Raw genomic sequence first — 21882 nt, forward strand, 5'->3', positions numbered from 1 at the left:
CTGCACCAGCCCGGCATCCTGGTGCCGGGCCGGTGTGGCCGGTCACTTCCACCCCAGGTGCCGCTCGACCTGGTAGAGGAGATGCAGCACGACAGTGCCGACGAGGGTCGCGAAGATGGCGATGATCCAGAAGCCGAGGCCGACCGACAGGCCGATGGCCGCTGCGAGCCATACGCCCGCGCCGGTCGTCAGCCCATGCACCTCGCCCTTGGCGAAGACGATCAGCCCGGCGGCGAGGAAGGCGACGCCGGCCGTCACGGCCTCCACCACGCGCAGGGGGTCTGATCTCACCTGGTCGATGTCATAGATCGGCGCACGAACGACCTCGCCGGCGAGGAGTCCGAAGACCGCCGCCGCGAGGCCGACGAGAAGATGCGTGCGCAGGCCCGCCGGCCGGCCGCGCACCTCGCGCTCGATGCCGATGACGGTGACGCACAGCAGCGCCCCGCAGATCCGCGCGAGCATGACGTGATAAGGCACCGCCGTGCGCGGCAGGATGTCGGCCACGATGTCAGCGAGCGCCTGCTCCAAGTCGCTCTCCCATGTCGCGCTCCCTTCCCGTTCGCCCGTTCCCGGCCGTCAGGACTTCGATGCGTGCTCGGGCTTGCCCTTGCGGGAGGTGGACGCCATGTCGTGCAGCTCGCGCTCCGACATGGACTTGACCATGCTCTTCGAGGCGCCCTTGAGCTCGCTCTTCTTCTTCTCGCCGCGCTTGGCGGCGAGCGCCGCGCCCGCGGCCTTCTGCTGGGCTTTCGATTTCGCCGGCATGACGATCTCCTTTCGTGGCCCGCTCACTGAGCCCCGCTGCTCCAACCCGCGGGGCACCCCGCCGGTTCCGGCCGGCGCAGGTGAGAAGCCGCGAAAAAGGGCGGCCGAAGCCGCCCTTCGTCGGGCCGGTGTGGAGCCGACGCCCTCAGGCAGCCCGCTGGGCCCTGCTGTTCGCGTCCTTCTCGGCGAGCTTCGTGAGCATCTCGTCGGTCTGCGCTTCTTCCTTCAGCGTCTCGTCGAGGAGCTTCGCCGCATCCTTCATGCCGAGTTCCTGGGCCCAGCGCCGGAGCGTGCCGTAGCGCGTGATCTCGTAATGCTCGGCGGCCTGGGCCGCGGCGATCAGGCCGGCGTCGAGAGCGGGCGTGTCCTTGTATTCGGACAGCACCTCCTCGCCTTCCTCGATGATGCCGTCGATCGCCGGACAGGTCTTGCCGCGCGCCGCCTTGCCGCAGATCTCGAACACCTGCTGCAGGCGCGTCACATGGCCCTCGGTCTGTTCGCGATGCTGCTGGAACGCCGCCTTGAGTTCCTCGGCGCTGGCCCCGCGGGCGAGCTTCGGCAAGGCCTTCAGAAGCTGGCGCTCGGCATAGTAGATGTCCCTCAGGCCTTCGTAGAAAAGATCGTCCAGCGTCTTGTTCTTCATGGGTCTGCTCCTTCCATCGGCCGCCGAACGGCGGATGCGGGCCGAACCGCATCGCAGACGGTTTGTTCCGCACCAGGCGGAATGCCGCGGCCCCGCCGGGAGGCCGCGGCGCAAGCTCCCACGACTATGGCTCAGCCATCTCCGCGAGCAGGCCGGCAGCCCGCGCGGCATTCTCCACGGCACGGCGGGCGCCTTCCGGCGCGCGGAAGCCGTCGACGGCGTCCCGGCAGGCGGCGCAGGCACGCAGATAGGCGTTGTCGCGCTCGCCCGGCCAGTCGCGCTCGAGGAACTCGAGGGCTTCCCAGGCACTATAGGCGACAAAGATTCCGGTTTCACCGGCACGCAGCTTGACGGGAACGCGAAACGGACGATGGCCCACGTCTGTTCTCCTTCTTCTTGAGGCCCGGGGGTCCGAACCGCATCGGTCGATGCGGCCCATCGAAACGCACACGCGTGGGGTTTGTTCCCGTCGGGCCAAGCCTGAAGGCCCGGGAACTGAAGCAAGATGAATGCCACTTTGCTGGAGCCGCGCGGCGACCGCCTCGGTCGATGCGCACCGGCTTGATTTGCCCGGCCCGGCTGGGCGGTCTTGTGCACCGGGACGGGACCACCGTCGTGGCCGTGCGGGCCGGCATGCTGGCCCATCGTGCACCTGCGGGCGGGCGACACGCGCGATCAGCAGGCTTTGAACCGCGCCCGCGGGCGGCTACTAAGGCCAGGCCTTCACCATGCGGGAGCGGCTCTTGGTTCGCCTCACCGGAATTCTCGCACGCGTCGCCATCGGCGCGGTCGTCCTCCTGGTCTCCGTCTGGGCGGCGCTCGCCCTGCGGTACCGCCTGCCTCTGCCCGAGGAGGCGCGGCTCCTCGCCGCCGGCGCTTTCGGCCTCCTCGGCCTTGCGACGATCGTCGCCCTCGTGCGACGGCGCGCCGCCGCCGCGAGCCTCTTCGCCCTTGCCGTCGCCGGCGTCTTCGTCTGGTGGGCGAGCATCGTGCCGCCGGCCGAGGCGGACTGGTCGCCGGATGTCGCCCGCCAGGTCACGGGAACCGTCGACGGCTCGGTGCTGACCCTGACGGGCGTGCGCAATTTCGACTGGCGCGGCGAAGACGACTTCACCGCCGCCTGGGAGACGCAGCGCTACGACCTCGACCAGTTGCGCACGCTCGACATGTTCATGTCCTACTGGGCCGGGCCGAGCATGGCGCACATGATCCTGAGCTTCGGCTTCGCCGACGGCCGGTACCTTGCCTGGTCGGTCGAGGTGCGCCGACGCAGGGGCGGCGCGTTCTCGCCCATCGCCGACCTCTTCAAGAGCAACACCCTCGTGCTCGTCGCCGCCGAGGAGCGGGACGTCATCGGCGTGCGCACCAACATCCGCGGCGAGGACGTGCAACGCTACCGCCTCGATATCCCGCAGGAGATGATCCGGGCGCTCCTGCTGCAATATGTTGCAGACGCCAACGCGCTCGCCGCACGGCCGACCTTCTACAACTCCCTCACCACCAACTGCACGACGACCGTGGTGCGCATGGCGCGCGCCCTGGGCGACGTGCTGCCCTCCGACTGGCGGCTCGTCGTCAACGGCTACCTGCCCGAATATGCCTACGACATGGGCGCCCTCGACAGCAGCCGGCCGATGGCGGAACTGCGCGCGGAGGCTCGCATCAGCCCCCGGGCCCTCGCGGCGGGACTGACGCCCTCCTTCTCGCAGGACATCCGGCAGCCGTGAGCGACGCCGTCCGCCGCCCTCACCAGCCGGGCGATCGATGCTATAGCTGCCGCGCGAACTCTCGGGAGAGGCTGGAATGGCGCGCGAAATCACGATCTACGGCATCAGGAACTGCGACACGATGAAGAAGGCGCGCGCCTGGCTCGAGGCCAAGGGCGTTGCCTACGCCTTCCACGACTACAAGAGTGCCGGCATCGATCGCGACCGGCTCACGGACTGGATCCGGCAAGCCGGCTGGGAGAAGCTCCTCAACCGCGCCGGCACCACCTTCCGCAAGCTGCCCGAGGCCGACAGGGACGGGCTCGACGAGGCGAAGGCCGTCGGCCTGATGCTGGCCAATCCGTCCATGATCAAGCGGCCGGTACTGGACATCGACGGCAGGATCGTCGTGGGTTTCAGCCCGGCCGGCTACGAGTCCGTGCTCGCATAAGCCGGCCGGGCCGGGGCGCCCTCCGCCGGCGCCACCACCGACGGCCGCCCGCCGCGTCCACGGCAGACGGCCCGCCGGACTACCAGGCAGGACGACCCATTGGCCGCCCGGCTTGCCCGAGCCGCCTCAGTTGGCGCCTTACTTGGCGCGTTACTTGGCAGCCGTGGAGGTGTTGAGCTTGTCGAACAGCACGGTCATGCGCTTGCCGCCGAGGCCCGGCAGCTTGACCGCCTTGGCGGCATCGAGGTTCGGCGCCTCGTCGCCGACCTGGATCAGCCCGACCATGCCCATGCCGACATGCGGCAGGCACTTGTAGCCATAGAGGCCGGGCTTGTCGAAGGTGACGACGATCTCCTGCGAGAGCTTGCCCTTGAAGGCCTCGGCACCCTCGGGGATCATGCCCGGGATGGTCTCGGCGTTGTGGCTCTTGTCGGTCGGCACGAACTTCACGGTGTCGCCCGGCGCGATCTTCAGGAAGGCCGGCTCGAACACCATCGCCTGATTGTCCGAACCCTTGTTGAGCATCTTCACCTCGTGCTCGGCCGCCACGGCCGGCAGCGCCAGCATCAGGGCGCCGAAGGTCAGAAGAGTGCGGGTCGTGCAGCGGTTCATCATATCGTCCTCAATCATGTCGCCCGCCCCTGCGGGCGCGGCGGGGAGCCGCGGTCTCGCGATCTCCATCCACGAATGTCACTCTAAGGACTTGATGCAGCGCGCACTTTGCGCCGTATCAAACCGGAAGGCGCCGTCAGACCTGCCAGCCCTCGCGCTCGGGCAGCGGCCGCCCGGCGGCGAGCGCATCGGCGAAGGCGTGGTTGATATCGCGGTGGATCGCCTCGTCCTCGCGCATGGCCACGAGCATGTCGGACAGGCGCGCGTCGCGCGGCAGGTTCCAGTAGCTGACGGCGAAGGCGGGGGCCGGCACGTTCTCCTCCTGGCCGGTCTCGAGGCGCACGATCCGCCGCGAATAGTCGCGCACCGCCGCCTCGGCGAGATAGCCGGTCAGGCGGTGGCCGGTGCGCGGCGAAACGAGGTGCAGCAGGAAGAAGGCGTTGTAGAAGAGGGCCTGGGCCACCGCGATGAACAGCCGCTCGCCGGGCCCGGGCTGCTGCAGGGCGACGAAGGCCATGAGGTGGGCACGCTGGCTCTCCGCCTCGTCCATGAAGGCCCGCACCCAGCCGCGGTCGTCGATCATGCGCCGCAGGCATTTGAGGTGAAGGAGCGTCGCCGTCACCATGGCGGGAACGGCGGCGACCGTCTCGAGCACGACCGCCCCGTCGCCGTAGCGGCGGCCGAAGAAGAGCGAGGCCGCCCCTTCCATGAGGCGGACGATGCCGGCCGCGATGCGGTCGGCCAGGCTCGCCGGCGTATGGTGGCGGGCAAAGTCGCCCTTGTCGATCATCAGCATGCTCAGCCTGCCTCGTTCTGCGGCCCGGTCGCGGCGGCGCGGCGGAAGGCCGCGCGGCACCTGCGCCACCGGCAGGATAGATGTCAAGCGCGGCGAATCTTTGCGGCGGATCAAAGCGCTGCCCGCGCGGTGGTGGCTGGATGCGCCCGGCCGCCGCCCGCGTCGAGGCGGCGCGAGGCGCTTGAGGACATGCACGGTACTGCGGAACAAGACATCCTGTGCCGGACCGACCTGTTCCGCGGCCTGTCTCCGGATTCGCTGCGCGAATTGCGCCGCAGTGCGAGCCGCCGCCGGCTCGCGATCCAGGATCCCGTCTTCCACCAGGGCGATCCGGCCGAGACCTTCTATGTCGTCGCGGAAGGCCGCCTCAGGGTGACGCAGACGACCGCCGACGGCCAGCAGGTCATCATCCGCTATGTCGGCCCCGCAGAGCTCGCCGGCCTCGCCGTCCTCGCCGGCGACGACCTTCATCCAAGCACGGCGACCGCCGTGGCGGACAGCGAGGTCATCGGCATCTCCCGCGCCGCCATCCGCGAGATCATGGCGCGCCACCCGGAGGTCGCGGTCAACGCCGTTTCCGTCATCGCGGCGCGCTATCGCGAGATGCAGCAGCGCCTGCGCGAGATGTCGACGCAGAACGTCGAGCGCCGCATCGCCCACACCATCCTGCGCCTTGCCCGGGAGGCCGGCCGACGCACCGCGCGCGGCATCGAGATCGCCTTTCCCCTCTCGCGCCAGGACCTCGCCGAGATGACGGGGACGACGCTGCACACCGTGAGCCGCACCCTGAGCGCCTGGGAGAGCCGCGGCCTCGTCGACAGCGGGCGCCGGCGCGTCGTCGTGCGCCGGCCCCACGAGCTCGCCATGCTGGCGGATGCGACGGGCTGAACCCCTTCACCACCGGTCCGACGCGAGGACCAGCGCGCGGCTCGCGTCCTCCTTGTCGACGAGGCGGCGCAGGCGGGTCGCCACCCGCCGCCAGGCGCTCTGCTCGTCGAGCACCAGGCGAATGCCGAGATTGGCCGGCGGGCGGCCGACGGAGCAGCCCCCCGCCTTGGCGTCGCCGATGAAGTCCGACACATAGCCGCGATGGGCGCCGGCCACCGTCCGCACGCCGCAGTTGACGGTGGGCTTGCCGGCGAGCGCACCCTCCTCGTCGAGCCGGTAGCGGGCAAAGCAGGTGCTCGTCCAGTCCCAGACATTGCCGCCGATGTCGAGCACGCCGTGCTCGTTCTCGCCGAAGCTGCCGAAGGGTTGGGGCTCAGCCTCGGCCACGATCTCGCGGCGCGACTCCTCGTCGTAGCGGGCGAGCCAGCGATTGGCGACGTCGCCGCCCGGATCGTCGCTCACGGCATCGTCGACGAGGCGCGAGCCGGCGGCAAAGGACCATTCCTCGTCGCTCGGCAGGCGCCAGTTGCGGCCGGTCTTCTCCGACAGCCAGGCGGCATAGTCGCTGGCGTCGTGCCAGGTGACGCCGACGACCGGCACCTCGCCGCGCCCGCCCGCCCCGCCGAGGGCCGGGCGGCACGCGCCGTCCGCGACACAGCGCCCGTATTCGGCGGCGCTCACCTGCCGCTTCATGATCATCACGGGCTGCTCGACGGGCATCTCGATGCGCGGGCCGTTGACCGGCCGCTTGCCGCGCATGAACTCGCCGGGCACGCGGTAGTCGAAACGCCCGGGCGCGATACGCACGACATCGGGCGTGGCCGGCTCGATTCCCGCCGCATCGGCCCGGACAGCGAGGCCGACGAGGGCAAGAGCGGTGCCGAGAAGAAGGGAGCGAAGAGCGCAGCGCATGACGGACATCCCGAAAAGGGCGGGCCGTCCCCGGCCGGGGACGGCCCGCAGGGGATCAGTGGACCGCGGGGGCGGGGGCCCCGTCGACGGCGCCGAGCTTCTCGCCCGCGCCGATCGGCTCCGGCGGACGCACCTGCTTCATGAGGTCGTCGTCCCAGGTGCCGTCGACCTTGAAGTGCGCGGTCGCACCGAGTTCGAAGGCCTCGATGAGGTTGTGGTTCACATAGGCGTAGACGCCGGGCTGCAGGAACTTGTAGAGCGCAGCCCCCGCCGAGCCGCCGCGGATGAACCAGGTCTCGAGGTCCTTCTCGGGCGGGTTGGCGAACTTGCCGGTCTCCCAGACGTAGTCGCCGTGCCCGCCGATGAGGTGGGGGCGGGTGTCGCGGTTGGCCTGCGAGTGCACGATGAGCACCTTCTCGCCCACCTTGGCATTGAGCGCCTTCTCGCCGGTCAGGGCGCCGACGGCACCGTTGAAGACGACGTGAGTGGGGGTCAGCTTGCGCATCACCTCGACGGTATCGGCATAGGAGTCGCCGACGGTCTCGTAGGTCTTGAACTTGCCGTTCTCGTCCCGCGGCACGTAGAAGTCGTTCTCGCCGACGTAATAGACCCGGTCATAGGTCAGCGAATTGCCCTTCTCGTCCTTGAGGCCGTCGCGCGGCAGCACCATCACCGTGCCGCTCATGCCCGATACCACGTGCCAGGGCACCATGCCCTCGGGCGCGCAGTGGTAGACGAAGACGCCGGAGCGGGTCGCCTTCCAGCGCAGCACCACCTGCTCGCCGGGATGGATGAGGGTCAGCCCGCCGCCGCCGAGCGCACCGGTCGCGGAATGGAAGTCGATGTTGTGCGGCATGGTGTTGGTTTCGGGGTTGATCAGCGTCAGCTCGACGTAGTCACCCTCGTGCACCACCATCATCGGGCCCGGCACCGAGCCGTTGAAGGTCATCGCCTGCAGCTTGGTGCCCTCGTTGTCGATGACGAGTTCCTTCTCCTCGACCTTCATCGTGAACTGGACGACCTTGGGCCCGTCCTTGGCCACCTGCTCGTGCGGGTGGACGAAGGGCGGCGCGACCAGCTCCACCTTCTGGCGCGGCATGTTGGACAGGTCGTCCGCCATGGCCGGCACCGCGACGGCGATGGCCGACATCGCCACACATGCCAGGATATTGCGCCGGGTGAACATGGTTTTCTCCGTTGCGTGTTGCCTTGTTCGATGAGGCAAGCCTCGCATGCGGACCCCGCCGGAATTTGCGTATTCGCAACTTCCCCGGGGCCCGCAATCCGGATGTTTGTGCTGGCACAAAGAGCCCGGCGGGAGGCTCAGACCGCCGTCGGCGGCGGGTTCTCGCCCGTCCATTCCGGCCCGCCGCCCGGCAGGCCGAGGAGCGAGACGGCCCGCCGCGCCGTCGCGTCGACGATGTCGGAGACCGTCTGCGGCTTCATGTAGAAGGCGGGCACCGGCGGGGCGACGATGGCGCCGGCCTCGCTCACCGCTGCCATGGCCCGGATATGGCCGATGTGCAGCGGGCTCTCGCGCACCAGGAGCACGAGCCGGCGCCGCTCCTTCAAGTGCACGTCGGCGGCACGCACGAGGAGGTTGTCGAGGAGACACCCCGCGAGCGCGCCCAGGGTGCGGATGGAGCAGGGCGCCACCACCATGCCGGCGGTGCGGAACGAGCCACTGGCGATCGACGCCCCGATGTCCTCGCACGGATGGCGGATCGACAGGCGCTCGATGCGCCCGAGGGCGTGGGGCCCGACCTCGTGGGCGAGCGTGCGCTCGCCGGAGCGGGTGACGACGCTGTGCACCTCGATGCCGCCGAGCCCGGCCAGCAGCTCCACGGCGCGCAGGCCGAGCGCCGCGCCCGAAGCGCCCGAGATGCCGACGACGATGCGCGTGCGCCCGTTCATGCGCTTCCCTCCTCGATGCCGAGACGCCGCCAGAGCGCGTCGACGCGCGCCGCGACCGTCGGGTCCTGCCGGATGACGCGGCCCCATTCGCGCGCCGTCTCCGGCCCGATCTTGCCGGTGGCGTCGATGCCGAGCTTGCCGCCGAGGCCCGGCTTCGGCGAGGCGAAGTCGAGATAGTCGATGGGCGTGTCCGCGAGCTGCACGAGATCGCGCGAGGGGTCGGAGCGGGTCGAGACCGCCCACATCACCGCCGCCCAGTCGCGCACGTCGATGTCCTCGTCCACGACGATGAGCATCTTGGTATAGGTGAACTGCGGCAGCATGGACCACAGCCCCAGCATGAGCCGGCGCGCCTGGCCGGGATAGCGCTTGGCGATCGACGCGACCGCGATGCGGTAGGAACAGGCCTCGGGCGGCAGCCACAGATCGACGATCTCGGGGAACTGCCGCCGCACCAGCGGCAGGAAGATCTCGTTGAGCGCCTCGCCGATGCGCGAGGGCTCGTCCGGCGGCCGGCCGGTATAGGTGGACAGATAGATCGGCGCGCGCCGCATGGTGACGGCGGTGACATCAAGCACCGGGAAGTCCTCGACCGAATTGTAATAGCCGGTGTGGTCGCCGTAAGGCCCCTCGGGCGCCGTCTCCTCGGCCGAGACGAAGCCCTCGATCACGATCTCGGCCTCGGCCGGCACCATGAGCGGGACGCTGACGCAAGGCGTGAGCCGTGGCCGCTCGCCGGCGATGAGGCCGGCAAAGCCCACCTCCGACACCGTTTCCGGCAGGGGCAAGACGGCCGACAGGATGAAGGCGGGATCGGCCCCGATGACCACGGCGACGGGCATGTCCCGCCCGCGGGCGCGCCACAGGTGGTGGTGCTTGGCCCCGCCGCGATGGGCCAGCCAGCGCATGATGGCGCGGTCGCGGCCGATGACCTGCATGCGGTAGACGCCGACATTGGCCGTGTCGTCGCCGGCATCCTCCGGCGGACGCGTGATGACGAGCGGCCAGGTGACGAGCGGCGCCGGCTCGCCCGGCCAGTGGGTCTGCACCGGCAGGAGGCCGAGGTCGACCTCGGCGCCGGTCAGCACCCGCTCCTGGACGGGGGCGCTCGCGACGCGGCGCGGGCGCATGGCCATCACGGCGCGGGCGAGCGGCAGCTTGCCCATGGCCTCGCCGAGGCCGCGCGGCGGGCGCGGCTCGCGCAGCTCCGCCAGCATCTCGCCGAGGCCGGCAAGACCGTCGCCCGCCGAGCCGTCGCTGCGCCGCCCGAAGCCGAGGGCGACGCGCCCGACGGTGCCGAAGAGATTGACGAGCACGGGGATGTCCGACACCGCGCCGTCGGCCCGCACCGGCCGCTCGAAGAGGAGGGCCGGCCCGCCGGCCTCGAGCACGCGGCGGTGAACCTCGGTCATGTCGTGGCAGATGGAGACCGGCTCGGCGATGCGCAGGAGCTCGCCGCGCGCATCGAGATGGGCGAGGAAGGCGCGCAGGTCGCGGAAGGGGGGCTGTCGGCGCAGCGTCAAGGGCTGTCCTTCGGGCAGGCGTTGCGGATCCGCGGACAGCACAGCCCCGGCGCCCCGCCGTCTTTGTCCTGGCGCAAGAAGGGGCGCGGCGCCGGGGTGTATAGGGCGGCTGGAGGAGACCGACATGCCATCGGAACAACCTGCCCGGCGTACCGCCGGGCACGAGGAAGCCGCCGCCGACATGCCCGGCCGGGTGCCGCTCGTCGTGCAGCTCGCGCTGCGGCCCTTGCCGCTCCTGCCGCTGCAGCCGATCCTCGCGGCGACGCTCAAGGCGGTCCTTGCCAATCATCCCGGCATCTTCGAGCGGCTCGGCCCGCACGCGGGCAAGCGCTTCGGCCTCGCGCCAACGGATCTGCCGCTCGCCTTCCTGCTCGAGTCGCTGCCCCGCCGCCCACGCATCACGGCGGTGCGGACGCTGCCGGCCCGTCTCGACGTCACCATCCGCGGCTCGATCGCCGCGCTCATCGGGCTCGTCGACGGCGGCTATGACGGCGATGCGCTGTTCTTCTCGCGCGACCTCGTCGTCGAAGGCGACATGGAAGCGGTCGTCGCCCTGCGCAATGCGATCGACGATGCGCAGATCGACCTGGTGCGCGAGGGCTGCGGCAGCCTCGGCCCCCTCGCCGCGCCCGCCGAGCGGCTGCTGCGCAGCCTACTGCCGCGCCCCGTCACCGACCCCGGAGCCATGCCATGGAACTGATCTGCCCGGCGGGAACGCCGGCCGCCCTGCGCGCCGCCGTCGATGCCGGCGCGGACGCCGTTTATTGCGGCTTCCGCGACGAGACCAACGCCCGCAACTTCCCCGGCCTCAACTTCTCCCGCGCCGAGATGGCCGAGGGCGTCGCCTATGCCCATGCGCGGGGCGCCAAGGTGCTCGTCGCCATCAACACCTTTCCCCGTGCCGGCCAGCTCGGCCTCTGGCACGGCGCGGTCGACGACGCCGTGGCGGCGGGGGCCGATGCGCTGATCCTCGCCGATGTCGGTCTCATCGCCTATGCCGCGGAGTGTCACCCGGCGCAGCGCCTGCACGTCTCGGTGCAGGCCGCGGCGGCGAACCCGGATGCCATCGCCTTCTATGTCGAGGCCTTCGGCGTGAAGCGGGTGGTGCTGCCGCGCGTGCTGAGCGTGCCCGAGATCGCCGCCATCACCCGCGCGGCGGCCTGCGAGACGGAAGTCTTCGTCTTCGGCGGCTTGTGCGTGATGGCCGAGGGGCGCTGCTCACTCTCCTCGCACGCCACGGGCCAGTCGCCCAACATGCACGGCGTCTGCTCGCCGGCGAGCCACGTGAGTTACCGGGACGACGGCAATACGCTCGTCTCGCGCCTCGGCGACTTCACCATCAACAAGTTCGCCAAGGGCGAGCCAGCCGCCTACCCCACCCTGTGCAAGGGCCGTTTCCGCACCGGAATCGGCGCCGGCTACATCTTCGAGGAGCCGGTGAGCCTCGATGCGGCGGAAATGCTGCCGGGCTTGAAGAAGGCCGGCGTCACGGCGCTCAAGATCGAGGGCCGCCAGCGCGGCCGCGCCTATATCGCGAGCGTCGTCGCCTCCTTCCGCGCCGCGCTCGCCGCCCTCGAGGCCGGCCGGCCGATCACCGGAGCCGGCCTCACGGCCATGACCGAGGGCCAGACGACGACCGTCGGCGCCTATCGCAAGACATGGCGCTAGATCAGGTGGCGCCAGATCATATGGCGCTGGATCGGCGCCGAGCTTTCGCAGCGAGGACTTCATGGAACTGACGCTCGGCCCCGTGCTCTTCAACTGGCAGGCGGACGACTGGCGCGACTTCTACTTCCGCATCGCCGACGACGCGCCGGTCGAGACCGTCGTCATCGGCGAAGTGGTCTGCTCGAAGCGCATGCCCTTCCTCGCGCGCCACCTGCCGGCCGTGGCCGAGCGACTCGCCGCGGCGGGCAAGACGGTGATCTTCGGCTCCCTGGCGCTCGTCGCCCTCGAGCGCGAGCGGCGGCAGATGGAGGAGCTGGCGAAGAGCGAGGACCTGACGGTCGAGGCCAACGACGTCTCCGCCCTGCGCCATCTCGCCGGCCGGCCCCATGCCATCGGGCCGTTCGTGAACATCTACAACGAGGCGACCGCCGCCTTCTTCGCTTCACGCGGGGCACGGCGCATGTGCCTGCCGCCGGAGCTGCCGGCGGCCTCCGTCGCCGCCATCGCGGCCGGGGTGCCGGACGTGACGGTGGAGGTCTTCGCCTTCGGGCGCGTGCCGCTCGCCATCTCGGCGCGCTGCTATCACGCCCGCCTCCACAAGCTGACCAAGGACAACTGCCGTTTCGTCTGCGAGAAGGACCCGGACGGCCTCGCCGTCGAGACGCTCGACAACGAGCCCTTCTTGACCGTCAACGGCGTGCAGACGCTGTCGCACACGGTCATGAACCTCGTCGGCGACATCGACCTGCTGCGCTCGGCCGGCGTCGGCGCGCTGCGCCTGTCGCCCCAGTGCTGCGACATGGTCGCCGTCGCCCGGCTGTTCCGCGACGTCATCGACGGCCGGCGCGAAGCGGGCGAGGCCGAGGCCGCACTCGCCGAGGTCTATCCCGGCGCGGTCTTCGCCAATGGCTTCGTGCATGCTGAGTCGGGCGTACGGCGCGTGGGGGCATAGGGCCGAGGAGACCAATGGCCGAGGCGAAGCGCCGCGACGAGACCGAGGTGCTGCTGAGCCGGCTCTCGGCCATCCTCACCCGGCTCGACATCGACTGCACCTGCCGCGAAACGCTGAACGGCGCCATCGATCGCTTCGCCCGCCTCGAGGTGCGGCGCCTCGCCCGCCGGCGGCTCGCCGAGGCGCGCGACTGCAAGGACCGCATCGGCGCCATCCTCCATCTCCTGTCGGAGCTCGACCAGATCACCGAGGGTGAGAGCGACCGCTCGGTCTTCGCGGAGATGGCGTTGCTCTTCGACGAAATCGCCGCCTCGGCCGCGGTGGGCGCAGCCGCGCTGCGCCGCATCGAATCGTAAGCCTCAGCCGCCGAGACGAGAGCGCGTCAGCACGGGCCAGTAGACGAGCCCGAAGCCGAGGAAGGCGAGCGCCCAGGCAAGCCCCGCCGTATGGATAAGCGGCGTATAGAAAGCCGGCAAATAAGCCGCGCCGATACGTGCCAGGGTGGCGAGGATCACGAAGAAATAGATGCCCTGCGTCGCGGCGGACGCGACGAGCGCCCGGCCGGTATGGCCGAGGCTGGCGCGCGTCATCACCGCGAGCGTCATGGCGCCGACCGCCCCGCCCGTCCAGGCATGGATGCCGGCCTCGGCGGGGGTGCCGGTCAGCGCCGCGATGCCGACGAGGAAGAAGCCGAGCGGCACGAACAGATAGGCGACGTGCAGGATGAGCACGAGCCTGTCGCGCGCCGTCCGCTCCCCGGCCCAGCGCGCCAGCCGCACGGCCTGCAGGAGACCGGCGAGGATGAGGAGCGCGCCCGTCGCGGGGCCTTCCGGCACGGCCACCCACAGCGCGAGCGCCAGGACTGCGACGATCATCGAGACGACATCGTAGCGGTTGAAGGCGACGGGCAGGCGGCCCGGATTTTCCCGCGCCAGCCAGTTGCGCGTGAAGCTCGGCACGATGCGCCCGCCGATGAGCATGATGAGCGCGATCGACACCGCCGTGCCCATGCGCGCACCGTACTGCGCGATGCCGAAAAGCCCTGCCTCCACATGGAAGACGACGTTGCCGGCGAACAGGAGGCCGACGGCGATGAGGACCTTCAGGTTGCGCCAGTTGCTGCCGGCGATGATCTCGCGCGCCGTGGCGAGCGCGACGAGGAGGAGGAAGCTGCAGTCGACGATCGCGGCCGGCCATGGGCCCCACAGCGCCGATCCGGTCACGGCGATGCGCCCGGCGATCCAGGCGGCGACGAGCACCGCGAGGGGCTTTCCCTGGATGGGCAGGCGCCCCGTCCAGTTCGGCACGGCCGTGAGCAGGAAGCCGGTGACGATGGCCGCGACATAGCCGAAGAGCATCTCGTGCACGTGCCAGTCGCGTGGGGAGAAGGCGGTCGCGAGCTCCAGCTGGCCGTGGAACATCGGCACCCAGGCGAGGATGGCGAGGCCGGCGTAGATCGCCCCGAGGAGAAAGAAGGGCCGGAAACCGTAGGACAGAAGGGCCGGGCCGGTGTAGCGGCGCAGGCGCGGGATGGCGTTCATCGCTCGCTCGTCGTCAGGAGGAAGGGGCGCGAGGGCAGATCGGCGGCCGTGACGCTGCCGGGTGCTGCCGCGAGTTGCAGCGATGATATCCGCCGGGCCGCCGGACCCGATTTGATCCATGACAAAGACTCTGCCTGTCCCGCGCGCTTTAGCCTGAGGATGACGGAGCCGCGCCCTCCTCCGCAGCGGCCCCGGAATGGAGCATGCCATGACGAGCGTCGATCCATCGGTCATTGCGGACGTGCCGCTCTTTGCCGGTCTCTCGCGGGCCGAGCACGAGGACATGCTGCGCGACGCGAAGGCGATCCGCGTCGCCAAGGGGCGCCCCGTCTTCGCCCAGGGCGAGGCGGCGCATTCCTTCTTCGTCCTCGTCCACGGCCACCTGCGCGTCATGAAGCTGACGCCGGACGGGCAGCAGGTGGTCGTGCGCTTCGTGGTGCCGGGCGAGATCTTCGGCGTCGCCTGCGCCATCGGCTGCAAGGCCTATCCGGCGACCGCGACGGCCGTCATCGACAGCGTCGTGCTCGTCTGGCCTTCGGCCGTCTGGCCGGAGCTCATCGCCCGCTGGCCGGCGCTGGCGAGCCGCGCCATGCACGCCATCGGCGGACGGCTGCAGGAGGCGCACACCCGCGTCGTCGAGATGTCGACGCGCCAGGTGGAGCAGCGCGTCGCCCATGCCCTGCTGCGCCTCGTGCAGCAGGCCGGCCGCAAGCTCGACAAGGGCGTGGAGATCGCCTTCCCCATCACCCGGCAGGACGTGGCCGAGATGACCGGCACGACCCTGCACACGGTGAGCCGCATCCTCAGCGCCTGGGAGGAGCGCGGCCTCGTCGAGGGCGGGCGCCAGCGCATCGTGGTGCGCGAGCCGCACCAGCTCTTCATCCTCGCCGAAAGCAGCCCCGGCGCCTCTTCCTGATCTTTCAGGACGCGCAGCCGCAGCCGCAGCTCTCCCTGCGCGGGTCGACCGCGAGCGCATGCAGCGCGGCGAGGAAGACCGGCAGCTCGACGCCATGCTCGCGGCAGGCCTCCTCGACCGTGTGGAAGCAGCCGATCGGGCAGCCGACGCAATGCATGCGGTGTTCGAGAAAGGCCCGGATGGTCGCCGGCCAGCGGCGCATCACCTCGTCCACATAGTCGCTCGCCTCGATGGTCATGGCGTCGTTCCCGGATGCGTGCCGCATCATTGCGTCACGAAGAGCACCACGGCGATGGCGACCGAGGCCGCCACGGCCGCGAGCGTCGCGCCGCCGCGCAGGGCGCCCATGCGATGGAGCGCGAGGGCGAAGATGACGATGAGGGGAGCGGCCACCGTCAGGCCGATCTGCGCCTCGCTCATGCGATGTTCACCCCGTTTCCTTGATGCGACGGCAGCCATCATGCCCCGGGACGCACGGTCGGTTTTTGTCCCAGCGCAACGAGCCGGCGCGCAGCGAGCGTCTACCAACCATCCGGATGGAGGAACCGGAGCGATGACGCAGCTGCACGTCGAGGAGCACGCCGCGACAGCCTTGCCGGAAGCGGGCTGGGGCCCTCTGGCGGGCCTGCCGGGCCATCCCATGATGTGGGTTCTGATCGCGAGCGAGCTTGCCGTCTTCGGCGCCCTCATCGTCGCCTTCGGCATCGCGGGCGCGCTCGAGCCGGACCTCTTCGCCGCCGGCCGCGCCCGCCTCGATCCCCTCCTCGGCGGCATCAACACGCTCGTCCTCGTCACGAGCGGCTTCCTGGCCGCCATGGCCGTCGCCGCGGCCGATGCGGGCCGCGGGCGCACCGCCCGCCTTCATGTCGCCGGCGCGATCCTCCTCGGCGGCCTCTTCGTCGTCGTGAAGCTGGTCGAATATCAGGCGAAATTCGCGGCCGGCATCGGCATCGAAACCGACAGCTTCTTCACGCTCTACTTCCTCGTCACCGGCTTCCATCTGCTGCACGTGGTGCTCGGCATGGTCATTCTCGCGGCCATCACGGTGACCGATGCGGACCTGCGCACCGGCACCACCTTCTGGCACATGGTCGACCTCGTCTGGGTGGTTCTCTACCCGCTCGTCTATCTCGCCGGATGATCGCCATGCGCCCCTCACCCGTCCGCACCTGGCTCATCCTCGTCGTCCTGACGCTCGCAACGATGGCAGTGGGCCTGCCAGCCACCGCCGCGCCCTGGCTCGCGGGCCTCGTCGTGCTCGCCCTCGCTCTCGCCAAGGGCCGGCTCATCGTGCTCGACTTCCTCGAGCTGCGGCACGCGCCGCCGCTCTGGCGCGGCCTCGTCACGGCCTGGCTCTGGGGCGTGACCGGCCTTGCCTTCCTCGCCGGCCTCGTCCCCCTTCTCCTTGCTGCCTGAGTGCTTGTGCCAGCACAAAGAGCCTGCCGTCCCGCAAGCTAGTTTCCAGGCGATCATGCGCGGCGCACGCTACAGGCCACGCCGCGCGCCCTGATCTCCCGATCTAGCGAGAGAGGACGCGTGATGGCTGACAGCCTCACCAAATCGGCGGCGAGGAACGTCTTCTATGGCGGCTCGCTGTTCTTCTTCGTCATCTTTGTCGGCCTGACCGCCCACAGCCACTACTTCATGGTCAATGTCTCGACCGACAAGGCGGGGCTGACCGATGCGGTGGCCCGCGGCAAGCACGTGTGGGAGAAGCACTCCTGCATCAACTGCCACACCCTGCTCGGCGAGGGCGCCTATTTCGCCCCCGAGCTCGGCAACGTCTGGGACCGCTGGGGCGGCACGGAGGATCCGGATACGGCCCGCGAGATGCTGAAGGCGTGGATGCAGTCGCAACCCACGGGCATCGAGGGCCGGCGCCAGATGCCGCAGTTCAACCTGAGCGATCAGGAACTCAACGACCTTGCCGACTTCCTCGAATGGACGGGCCGGATCAAGACGCAGAACTGGCCGCCCAACAAGGCCGGCTGAGGAGTGCCGACAATGCGATACGAATCCCAGAAGGTGGCGCTCATCTATTTCTACGGCGCCCTCGTGCTCTTTCTCGCCCAGGTCAGCTTCGGCGTCGTCGCCGGCACCATCTACGTGCTGCCCAACACGCTCTCCGAACTGCTGCCCTTCAACATCGTGCGCATGATCCACACCAACGCGCTCGTGGTGTGGCTGCTGATGGGCTTCATGGGCGCGACCTATTACCTCCTGCCGGAAGAGACGGAGACCGAGCTCTACAGCACCGGCCTCGCCAAGCTGCAGTTCTGGCTCTTCTTCGTCGCCGCCGGCATCGCCGTCGTCGGCTATCTCTTCCGCATCCACGAGGGGCGCGAGTTCCTCGAGCAGCCCTTCGCCATCAAGGTCGGCATCGTCGTCGTCGCCCTCATCTTCCTCTTCAACGTCACCATGACGGCGCTGAAGGGCCGCAAGACGGTGGTGACGAACATCCTGCTCTTCGGCCTGTGGGGCATGGCGCTGTTCTTCCTCTTCGCCTTCTACAACCCGGCGAACCTCGCGCTCGACAAGATGTACTGGTGGTACGTCATCCACCTGTGGGTCGAGGGCGTGTGGGAGCTGATCATGGCCTCGGTGCTGGCCTTCCTCATGATCAAGCTCAACGGCATCGACCGCGAGGTGGTGGAGAAGTGGCTCTACGTCATCGTCGGCCTCGCCCTCTTCTCCGGCATCCTGGGCACCGGCCACCACTATTACTGGATCGGCGCGCCCGGCTACTGGCAGTGGATCGGCTCGCTGTTCTCGACGCTGGAGGTCGCGCCCTTCTTCACCATGGTCGCCTTCACCGTGACCATGACCTGGAAGGCCGGGCGCCGGCACCTCAACCGAGCCGCGCTGCTATGGTCCGTCGGCTGCTCGATCATGGCCTTCCTCGGCGCGGGCGTGTGGGGCTTCCTGCACACGCTCTCCTCGGTCAACTACTACACCCACGGCACGCAGGTGACGGCGGCGCACGGGCACCTCGCCTTCTACGGCGCCTATGTGATGCTCAACCTCGCCGTCATGGCCTATGCCTGGCCGCAGCTGACCGGCCGCGCCCCCTACAACCAGTGGCTGTCCATGGCGAGCTGCTGGCTGATGAGCACGGCGATGATGGTGATGACCTTCGCCCTCACCTTCGCCGGCGTCATCCAGGTGCACCTGCAGCGGGTGCTCGGCGAAGGCTACATGGACGTGCAGGACCAGCTGGCGCTGTTCTACTGGATCCGCCTCGGCTCCGGCGTGGTGGTCGTCGTCGCCGCCCTGATGTTCGTCTGGGCCGTGCTGGTGCCCGGCCGCGAGCGCACCGCGCCCTCGAGCGGCGCGCTGCAGCCGGCCGAATGACCGGACGGGGCGGCAGAGCCGCCCCGTTCCTTCTTTTCCCGAACAAAGGGCCCTCCCATGCTCCGCGCACTGGACACCGCGCCCGCCCCGGCCATTCCCTACTACGTGCCGGCGGGCAACGAATGCACGCTCTTCGCCCACGCCCACCGCAACCGCCTGCCGGTGCTGCTCAAGGGACCGACCGGCTGCGGCAAGACGCGTTTCGTCGCCCACATGGCGGCCGAGCTCGGCCTGCCGCTCTTCACCGTCTCCTGCCACGACGACCTTGCGGCGGCGGACCTCACCGGCCGCTACCTCCTCAAGGCGGGCGAGACGGTGTGGGTGGACGGTCCCCTCACCCGGGCCGTGCGCGAGGGCGGCATCTGCTACCTCGACGAGGTGGTGGAGGCGCGCAAGGACGTCACGGTGGTGCTGCATCCCCTCTCCGACGACCGGCGCATCCTGCCGCTGGAGCGCACGGGCGAGGAACTCGCCGCGCCCGACGGCTTCATGCTCGTCGTCTCCTACAATCCCGGCTACCAGAACCTCCTGAAGGCGCTGAAGCCGAGCACGCGCCAGCGCTTCGTCGCCATCAGCTTCGACTTCCTGCCGCCGGAGCGCGAGACCGCTGTCATCGCAGCCGAGAGCGGCCTTGCGGAAGGCAAGGTGCGGCCCCTCGTCAGCCTCGCCGGCCGGCTGCGCGCCCTCAAGGGCCAGGACCTCGAGGAGGGCATCTCGACGCGCCTCCTCGTCTATTGCGCGACGCTGATCGCCGCCGGCATGCCGGCCGAGGAGGCCGTGACGGCGACGATGATCGAGCCGCTCACCGACGAACCCGACGTGCGCACCGCGCTCGCCGAAATCGCCCGCGCGACACTGGGCTGACCACCATGCTGGACTTCCTCGAGCTCGAAGAGACCGTCGGCCGTGCCTGGCACCGCCTCGTCGGTGACGCGGCGAGCTACCGGCGCCACCCGGAGGCGGGCGTCGGCCTCGAGGAGGTGCGCGGCGCGCTCGCGGTCTTCTTCCGCGGCCTCGGCGGCGAAGCGGGCGTGCAGCTCGCCGCCAGCGCCGGCCGCACTTTCCATCACCGCCTGACGCTGCGCCAGCGCGTCGGCATGGCGGATGAACGGCTCGAGCAGCCGCGGCGCGATACGGGCTCGCTCTTCCTGCCCGCGCGCATCGAACTCTTGCCCGAGGCCCGGCTCAACCGCGCGCTCTATTTCTGGCTGGCGGCCTATGGCGTGCACATGCCGCTCGCGCCGGTGACCGAGGCCGATCCCCTGCGCCGCGATCTCGCCGTCCTCCTGCGGGCGCGCGATACGGTCGGCCGCGTGCTTTCCGCCCAGCCCGGCCTCGTGACGACTTATCGCGACCTCTGCGAGGCGCTTCTTGCCGTGCGGCCCGGCCGGCCCCTGCCGGCGGTGGAGCGGGAGGTCGAGCATCTCGTCCACGCCCTGTTGACCGGCGAGGCGCCGGAAGCGCTCGACGAGGCGGCGCGCAGCCTGGCCGAGGGCGGCGTCCATGCGCCGGCAAACTATCAGCCTTTCCTGCCCGTTCCGCTCTGGGTCGATGCCGGCGTGCGGCCGGCCGAGGCGACGCCGAGCGCCGACGAGCCGGCCCGCAATGGCCTGCTCGCGCCGGTGGTCGACCTGCGCAAGCGCCTCGCCCGTCGGCGAGAGGCGGATGCAGCGCAGCGGCGCGATCCCTTCGTCCTCAACCGCTTCGAGAAGATGCTCGCCATCGCCGAGATGGTGAACGTCTCGCGCCCGTCGGACGGCGACGAGGACGAGGAGGCCGAGAAGGCCGCGGACGACGTGGAAGAGCTGACGGTCTCGCGGCGCCAGCCGGGCCGGCCGGCCGCGCGCTTCAAGTTCGACCTCGACCTGCCGCCCGAGGCGGTGGACACGGCGGCCCTGGCCGGCCTCCACACCTATCCGGAATGGGACTACACGCGCCGCGCCTATCTTCCCGGCCATTGCCGGGTGCTGGCGGGCACCGCGCGCGAGGAGGGTGAGCGGTGGGCGCCGGACGAAGCCGCCCGCCGGCGCATCCGGCGCGTACGCCGCCAGTTCGAGGCGCTGAGGCCCCGGCGCGAGACGCTGCGCGCCCAGCTCGACGGCGAGGACGTCGACGTCGACGCGCTCGTGCGCTCGATCAGCGAGATCCGCGCCGGCGGCGAGGGCTCGGACAGGCTGCACCTCATGAGCCGGCCGCTCGGCCACGATCTCGCGGTGACGCTGCTCGTCGACGTGTCGCTGTCGACCGATGCCTGGGTCGACGGCCACCGCGTGCTCGACGTCGAGAAGGAGGCGCTGCTGACGCTCGCCCACGGCCTCGCCGCCTGCGGCGACAATGCCGAGATCCTCACCTTCACCTCGCGGCGACGCTCCTGGGTGCGGGTCGAGACCGTCAAGGGCTTCGACGAGCCCATGGGCCCGGCCGTGGAGCGCCGCATCGCGGCCCTGAGACCCGGCTACTACACGCGCATCGGCGCCGCGCTGCGGCACGCGAGCGCGCAGCTCGCCAGGCGCCCCAACCGCAAGCGCCTCCTCATCGTGCTGACCGACGGCAAGCCGAACGACGTCGACCACTATGAAGGCCGCTTCGGCCTCGAAGACACGCGCCGCGCCGTGCGCGAGGCGCGGCGGGGCGGCGTCGCCGTCTTCGGCGTGACCGTGGACCGTGAGGCGCAGTCCTATTTCCCGGTCATCTTCGGCCGGGGCGGTTATGCCATCGTCGGCCAGATCGCGCGCCTGCCGGCGGCTCTGCCGGCCATCTACCGGCAGCTGATGCGGTAGGCGCCGGCCGCCACCAACGGACATCAGCAGGAGAAAGGAGGACACGGGCAAGGAATCGCGGCCGGCCAGTTGACCGCGTCGCCGGCCATGACATGGATCAAAGGCGGAGGCCGGCTCTTGCGGCATCCTTGGTTTCGGACTGGAAATCATTCCCGCCGGGGCCCGCCTTGACAGGCACATGCAGCAATGTTGTCATCGTTACATTGTAAAAAAGAAAAAATGCCTCGGCCTTGTTCAAGGCCGTGCAGTTGTGCCGGAGGAGACGATCGTCATGCCTGATCGGCAGGAACCGGCCGTTACGGCGACAGCACAAGCACCCTCGCGGCGGGAAGAGTTCACCGCCTTCATCATCCTCGCCATCCTGATCTGGCCTGTCCTGGCGGTCGGCATCGTCGGCGGCTACGGCTTCCTCGTCTGGATGTGGCAGATCGTCTTCGGCCCGCCGGGCCCTCCGCATTGAG

At 70.0% G+C, this 21882-nt stretch carries 28 protein-coding genes; 15 read left to right on the plus strand and 13 right to left on the minus strand.

The window, feature by feature from the left end; genetic code table 11:
- Positions 1-42: 42 nt before the first annotated feature.
- The 4 genes from GGR16_RS18660 to GGR16_RS18675 form a co-directional block, all read right to left on the minus strand.
- Positions 43-465: an MgtC/SapB family protein gene (locus GGR16_RS18660; RefSeq protein WP_050996549.1), complete on the minus strand. Its 423-nt coding sequence runs from the start codon at positions 463-465 to the stop codon at positions 43-45.
- A 114-nt stretch (positions 466-579) separates the two neighbouring features.
- Positions 580-768, minus strand: a complete 189-nt coding sequence (locus tag GGR16_RS18665; RefSeq protein WP_019401818.1) for a DUF3008 family protein — start codon at positions 766-768, stop codon at positions 580-582.
- A 145-nt stretch (positions 769-913) separates the two neighbouring features.
- A complete protein-coding gene (locus GGR16_RS18670; protein ID WP_019401819.1) occupies positions 914-1411 on the minus strand; it encodes a YciE/YciF ferroxidase family protein in 498 nt (165 codons plus the stop codon).
- Positions 1412-1535: 124 nt separating this feature from the next.
- Entirely contained in the window at positions 1536-1790 is a 255-nt protein-coding gene (locus GGR16_RS18675; RefSeq protein WP_019401820.1) for a DUF982 domain-containing protein, read from the minus strand.
- A 364-nt stretch (positions 1791-2154) separates the two neighbouring features.
- On the opposite strand from GGR16_RS18675, the gene GGR16_RS18680 reads away from it, so the two are divergent.
- Together GGR16_RS18680 and GGR16_RS18685 are read left to right on the plus strand one after the other, a co-directional pair.
- The gene (locus tag GGR16_RS18680) at positions 2155-3138 is read left to right on the plus strand and encodes an Lnb N-terminal periplasmic domain-containing protein (RefSeq protein ID WP_425486582.1); all 984 of its coding nucleotides are present in this window, start codon (positions 2155-2157) and stop codon (positions 3136-3138) included.
- A gap of 76 nt (positions 3139-3214) precedes the next feature.
- Positions 3215-3568 (plus strand): ArsC family reductase, encoded by a 354-nt coding sequence (locus GGR16_RS18685; protein ID WP_019401822.1) that lies wholly within the window; start codon positions 3215-3217, stop codon positions 3566-3568.
- Positions 3569-3718: 150 nt separating this feature from the next.
- Here GGR16_RS18685 and GGR16_RS18690 read toward each other — a convergent pair whose 3' ends face one another.
- Both GGR16_RS18690 and GGR16_RS18695 read right to left on the minus strand, forming a co-directional pair.
- Positions 3719-4198, minus strand: coding sequence for a pseudoazurin (locus GGR16_RS18690; protein WP_019401823.1), 480 nt, complete (start codon positions 4196-4198; stop codon positions 3719-3721).
- 118 nt (positions 4199-4316) lie between these two features.
- Complete coding sequence (locus tag GGR16_RS18695; protein WP_183317592.1) at positions 4317-4976, minus strand: alternative oxidase; 660 nt, start codon at positions 4974-4976, stop codon at positions 4317-4319.
- A 189-nt stretch (positions 4977-5165) separates the two neighbouring features.
- Here GGR16_RS18695 and GGR16_RS18700 point away from each other — a divergent pair, with 189 nt between their 5' ends.
- On the plus strand, positions 5166-5864 hold the full coding sequence (locus tag GGR16_RS18700) for a Crp/Fnr family transcriptional regulator (protein WP_019401483.1): 699 nt from the start codon (positions 5166-5168) through the stop codon (positions 5862-5864).
- Between the two features lie 6 nt (positions 5865-5870).
- Here the strand turns inward: GGR16_RS18700 and GGR16_RS18705 are convergent, their stop codons facing one another.
- The 4 genes from GGR16_RS18705 to GGR16_RS18720 all read right to left on the minus strand — a co-directional run bounded on the left by GGR16_RS18705 (position 5871) and on the right by GGR16_RS18720 (position 10213).
- Complete coding sequence (locus GGR16_RS18705; protein ID WP_246373186.1) at positions 5871-6776, minus strand: formylglycine-generating enzyme family protein; 906 nt, start codon at positions 6774-6776, stop codon at positions 5871-5873.
- Between the two features lie 55 nt (positions 6777-6831).
- Positions 6832-7962, minus strand: a complete 1131-nt coding sequence (nirK, locus tag GGR16_RS18710; RefSeq protein WP_183317594.1) for a copper-containing nitrite reductase — start codon at positions 7960-7962, stop codon at positions 6832-6834.
- A 137-nt stretch (positions 7963-8099) separates the two neighbouring features.
- Positions 8100-8690 carry a UbiX family flavin prenyltransferase gene (locus tag GGR16_RS18715; protein ID WP_019402871.1) on the minus strand — a complete coding sequence of 197 codons (591 nt, stop codon included), beginning with the start codon at positions 8688-8690 and terminating at the stop codon, positions 8100-8102.
- Entirely contained in the window at positions 8687-10213 is a 1527-nt protein-coding gene (locus GGR16_RS18720; RefSeq protein ID WP_183317595.1) for a UbiD family decarboxylase, read from the minus strand. Before GGR16_RS18720 ends, GGR16_RS18715 begins: the two co-directional genes overlap by 4 nt.
- Positions 10214-10337: 124 nt before the next feature.
- Between GGR16_RS18720 and ubiT the strand changes: the two genes are divergently transcribed.
- The 4 genes from ubiT to GGR16_RS18740 all read left to right on the plus strand — a co-directional run bounded on the left by ubiT (position 10338) and on the right by GGR16_RS18740 (position 13189).
- A complete protein-coding gene (gene ubiT / locus GGR16_RS18725; RefSeq protein WP_246373188.1) occupies positions 10338-10913 on the plus strand; it encodes a ubiquinone anaerobic biosynthesis accessory factor UbiT in 576 nt (191 codons plus the stop codon).
- On the plus strand, positions 10904-11881 hold the full coding sequence (ubiU, locus tag GGR16_RS18730; RefSeq protein ID WP_183317596.1) for a ubiquinone anaerobic biosynthesis protein UbiU: 978 nt from the start codon (positions 10904-10906) through the stop codon (positions 11879-11881). The genes ubiT and ubiU overlap by 10 nt, the downstream gene beginning before the upstream one ends.
- Positions 11882-11942: 61 nt before the next feature.
- Positions 11943-12833, plus strand: a complete 891-nt coding sequence (gene ubiV / locus GGR16_RS18735) for a ubiquinone anaerobic biosynthesis protein UbiV (RefSeq protein ID WP_183317597.1) — start codon at positions 11943-11945, stop codon at positions 12831-12833.
- Between the two features lie 14 nt (positions 12834-12847).
- On the plus strand, positions 12848-13189 hold the full coding sequence (locus GGR16_RS18740) for a hypothetical protein (protein ID WP_183317598.1): 342 nt from the start codon (positions 12848-12850) through the stop codon (positions 13187-13189).
- Between the two features lie 3 nt (positions 13190-13192).
- Here the strand turns inward: GGR16_RS18740 and GGR16_RS18745 are convergent, their stop codons facing one another.
- Positions 13193-14374: an NnrS family protein gene (locus GGR16_RS18745; protein WP_183317599.1), complete on the minus strand. Its 1182-nt coding sequence runs from the start codon at positions 14372-14374 to the stop codon at positions 13193-13195.
- A 208-nt stretch (positions 14375-14582) separates the two neighbouring features.
- Here GGR16_RS18745 and GGR16_RS18750 point away from each other — a divergent pair, with 208 nt between their 5' ends.
- Entirely contained in the window at positions 14583-15290 is a 708-nt protein-coding gene (locus GGR16_RS18750; protein ID WP_026015253.1) for a Crp/Fnr family transcriptional regulator, read from the plus strand.
- Positions 15291-15294: 4 nt separating this feature from the next.
- Here the strand turns inward: GGR16_RS18750 and GGR16_RS18755 are convergent, their stop codons facing one another.
- Together GGR16_RS18755 and GGR16_RS18760 are read right to left on the minus strand one after the other, a co-directional pair.
- Positions 15295-15528: a DUF1858 domain-containing protein gene (locus GGR16_RS18755; protein ID WP_019402863.1), complete on the minus strand. Its 234-nt coding sequence runs from the start codon at positions 15526-15528 to the stop codon at positions 15295-15297.
- A gap of 26 nt (positions 15529-15554) precedes the next feature.
- On the minus strand, positions 15555-15710 hold the full coding sequence (locus GGR16_RS18760; RefSeq protein ID WP_019402862.1) for a hypothetical protein: 156 nt from the start codon (positions 15708-15710) through the stop codon (positions 15555-15557).
- A gap of 133 nt (positions 15711-15843) precedes the next feature.
- On the opposite strand from GGR16_RS18760, the gene GGR16_RS18765 reads away from it, so the two are divergent.
- The 7 genes from GGR16_RS18765 to napE all read left to right on the plus strand — a co-directional run bounded on the left by GGR16_RS18765 (position 15844) and on the right by napE (position 21881).
- Complete coding sequence (locus GGR16_RS18765) at positions 15844-16431, plus strand: cytochrome c oxidase subunit 3 (RefSeq protein ID WP_019402861.1); 588 nt, start codon at positions 15844-15846, stop codon at positions 16429-16431.
- 5 nt (positions 16432-16436) lie between these two features.
- Positions 16437-16706 carry a cytochrome C oxidase subunit IV family protein gene (locus tag GGR16_RS18770; RefSeq protein ID WP_183317600.1) on the plus strand — a complete coding sequence of 90 codons (270 nt, stop codon included), beginning with the start codon at positions 16437-16439 and terminating at the stop codon, positions 16704-16706.
- Positions 16707-16829: 123 nt separating this feature from the next.
- Complete coding sequence (locus GGR16_RS18775) at positions 16830-17282, plus strand: c-type cytochrome (RefSeq protein WP_183317601.1); 453 nt, start codon at positions 16830-16832, stop codon at positions 17280-17282.
- 12 nt (positions 17283-17294) lie between these two features.
- The gene (locus GGR16_RS18780) at positions 17295-18641 is read left to right on the plus strand and encodes a cbb3-type cytochrome c oxidase subunit I (RefSeq protein WP_183317602.1); all 1347 of its coding nucleotides are present in this window, start codon (positions 17295-17297) and stop codon (positions 18639-18641) included.
- Positions 18642-18698: 57 nt separating this feature from the next.
- Positions 18699-19505, plus strand: coding sequence for a CbbQ/NirQ/NorQ/GpvN family protein (locus tag GGR16_RS18785; RefSeq protein WP_183317603.1), 807 nt, complete (start codon positions 18699-18701; stop codon positions 19503-19505).
- Between the two features lie 5 nt (positions 19506-19510).
- The gene (locus tag GGR16_RS18790; RefSeq protein ID WP_183317604.1) at positions 19511-21421 is read left to right on the plus strand and encodes a nitric oxide reductase activation protein NorD; all 1911 of its coding nucleotides are present in this window, start codon (positions 19511-19513) and stop codon (positions 21419-21421) included.
- 271 nt (positions 21422-21692) lie between these two features.
- The gene (napE, locus tag GGR16_RS18795; protein WP_183317605.1) at positions 21693-21881 is read left to right on the plus strand and encodes a periplasmic nitrate reductase, NapE protein; all 189 of its coding nucleotides are present in this window, start codon (positions 21693-21695) and stop codon (positions 21879-21881) included.
- The last annotated feature ends 1 nt before the right edge of the window (position 21882 follow it).

Origin of the sequence: Chelatococcus caeni (genome assembly GCF_014196925.1) — a bacterium.
In the GTDB taxonomy this organism is placed as follows: domain Bacteria; phylum Pseudomonadota; class Alphaproteobacteria; order Rhizobiales; family Beijerinckiaceae; genus Chelatococcus_A; species Chelatococcus_A caeni.

What these genes read in the sequence shown, in the direction of transcription:
- GGR16_RS18785 (WP_183317603.1), top strand. Translation starts at nt 18,699, where the DNA reads ATGCTCCGCGCACTGGACACCGCGCCCGCCCCGGCCATTCCCTACTAC.
- GGR16_RS18700 (WP_019401483.1), top strand. Translation starts at nt 5,166, where the DNA reads ATGCACGGTACTGCGGAACAAGACATCCTGTGCCGGACCGACCTGTTC.
- GGR16_RS18715 (WP_019402871.1), bottom strand. Translation starts at nt 8,690, where the DNA reads ATGAACGGGCGCACGCGCATCGTCGTCGGCATCTCGGGCGCTTCGGGC.
- napE (WP_183317605.1), top strand. Translation starts at nt 21,693, where the DNA reads ATGCCTGATCGGCAGGAACCGGCCGTTACGGCGACAGCACAAGCACCC.
- GGR16_RS18750 (WP_026015253.1), top strand. Translation starts at nt 14,583, where the DNA reads ATGACGAGCGTCGATCCATCGGTCATTGCGGACGTGCCGCTCTTTGCC.
- GGR16_RS18775 (WP_183317601.1), top strand. Translation starts at nt 16,830, where the DNA reads ATGGCTGACAGCCTCACCAAATCGGCGGCGAGGAACGTCTTCTATGGC.
- GGR16_RS18790 (WP_183317604.1), top strand. Translation starts at nt 19,511, where the DNA reads ATGCTGGACTTCCTCGAGCTCGAAGAGACCGTCGGCCGTGCCTGGCAC.
- GGR16_RS18695 (WP_183317592.1), bottom strand. Translation starts at nt 4,976, where the DNA reads ATGCTGATGATCGACAAGGGCGACTTTGCCCGCCACCATACGCCGGCG.
- GGR16_RS18760 (WP_019402862.1), bottom strand. Translation starts at nt 15,710, where the DNA reads ATGAGCGAGGCGCAGATCGGCCTGACGGTGGCCGCTCCCCTCATCGTC.
- GGR16_RS18765 (WP_019402861.1), top strand. Translation starts at nt 15,844, where the DNA reads ATGACGCAGCTGCACGTCGAGGAGCACGCCGCGACAGCCTTGCCGGAA.
- GGR16_RS18770 (WP_183317600.1), top strand. Translation starts at nt 16,437, where the DNA reads ATGCGCCCCTCACCCGTCCGCACCTGGCTCATCCTCGTCGTCCTGACG.
- GGR16_RS18665 (WP_019401818.1), bottom strand. Translation starts at nt 768, where the DNA reads ATGCCGGCGAAATCGAAAGCCCAGCAGAAGGCCGCGGGCGCGGCGCTC.
- ubiV (WP_183317597.1), top strand. Translation starts at nt 11,943, where the DNA reads ATGGAACTGACGCTCGGCCCCGTGCTCTTCAACTGGCAGGCGGACGAC.
- GGR16_RS18745 (WP_183317599.1), bottom strand. Translation starts at nt 14,374, where the DNA reads ATGAACGCCATCCCGCGCCTGCGCCGCTACACCGGCCCGGCCCTTCTG.
- GGR16_RS18740 (WP_183317598.1), top strand. Translation starts at nt 12,848, where the DNA reads ATGGCCGAGGCGAAGCGCCGCGACGAGACCGAGGTGCTGCTGAGCCGG.
- ubiU (WP_183317596.1), top strand. Translation starts at nt 10,904, where the DNA reads ATGGAACTGATCTGCCCGGCGGGAACGCCGGCCGCCCTGCGCGCCGCC.
- GGR16_RS18670 (WP_019401819.1), bottom strand. Translation starts at nt 1,411, where the DNA reads ATGAAGAACAAGACGCTGGACGATCTTTTCTACGAAGGCCTGAGGGAC.
- GGR16_RS18780 (WP_183317602.1), top strand. Translation starts at nt 17,295, where the DNA reads ATGCGATACGAATCCCAGAAGGTGGCGCTCATCTATTTCTACGGCGCC.
- ubiT (WP_246373188.1), top strand. Translation starts at nt 10,338, where the DNA reads ATGCCATCGGAACAACCTGCCCGGCGTACCGCCGGGCACGAGGAAGCC.
- GGR16_RS18705 (WP_246373186.1), bottom strand. Translation starts at nt 6,776, where the DNA reads ATGCGCTGCGCTCTTCGCTCCCTTCTTCTCGGCACCGCTCTTGCCCTC.
- GGR16_RS18660 (WP_050996549.1), bottom strand. Translation starts at nt 465, where the DNA reads ATGCTCGCGCGGATCTGCGGGGCGCTGCTGTGCGTCACCGTCATCGGC.
- GGR16_RS18755 (WP_019402863.1), bottom strand. Translation starts at nt 15,528, where the DNA reads ATGACCATCGAGGCGAGCGACTATGTGGACGAGGTGATGCGCCGCTGG.
- nirK (WP_183317594.1), bottom strand. Translation starts at nt 7,962, where the DNA reads ATGTTCACCCGGCGCAATATCCTGGCATGTGTGGCGATGTCGGCCATC.
- GGR16_RS18690 (WP_019401823.1), bottom strand. Translation starts at nt 4,198, where the DNA reads ATGATTGAGGACGATATGATGAACCGCTGCACGACCCGCACTCTTCTG.
- GGR16_RS18685 (WP_019401822.1), top strand. Translation starts at nt 3,215, where the DNA reads ATGGCGCGCGAAATCACGATCTACGGCATCAGGAACTGCGACACGATG.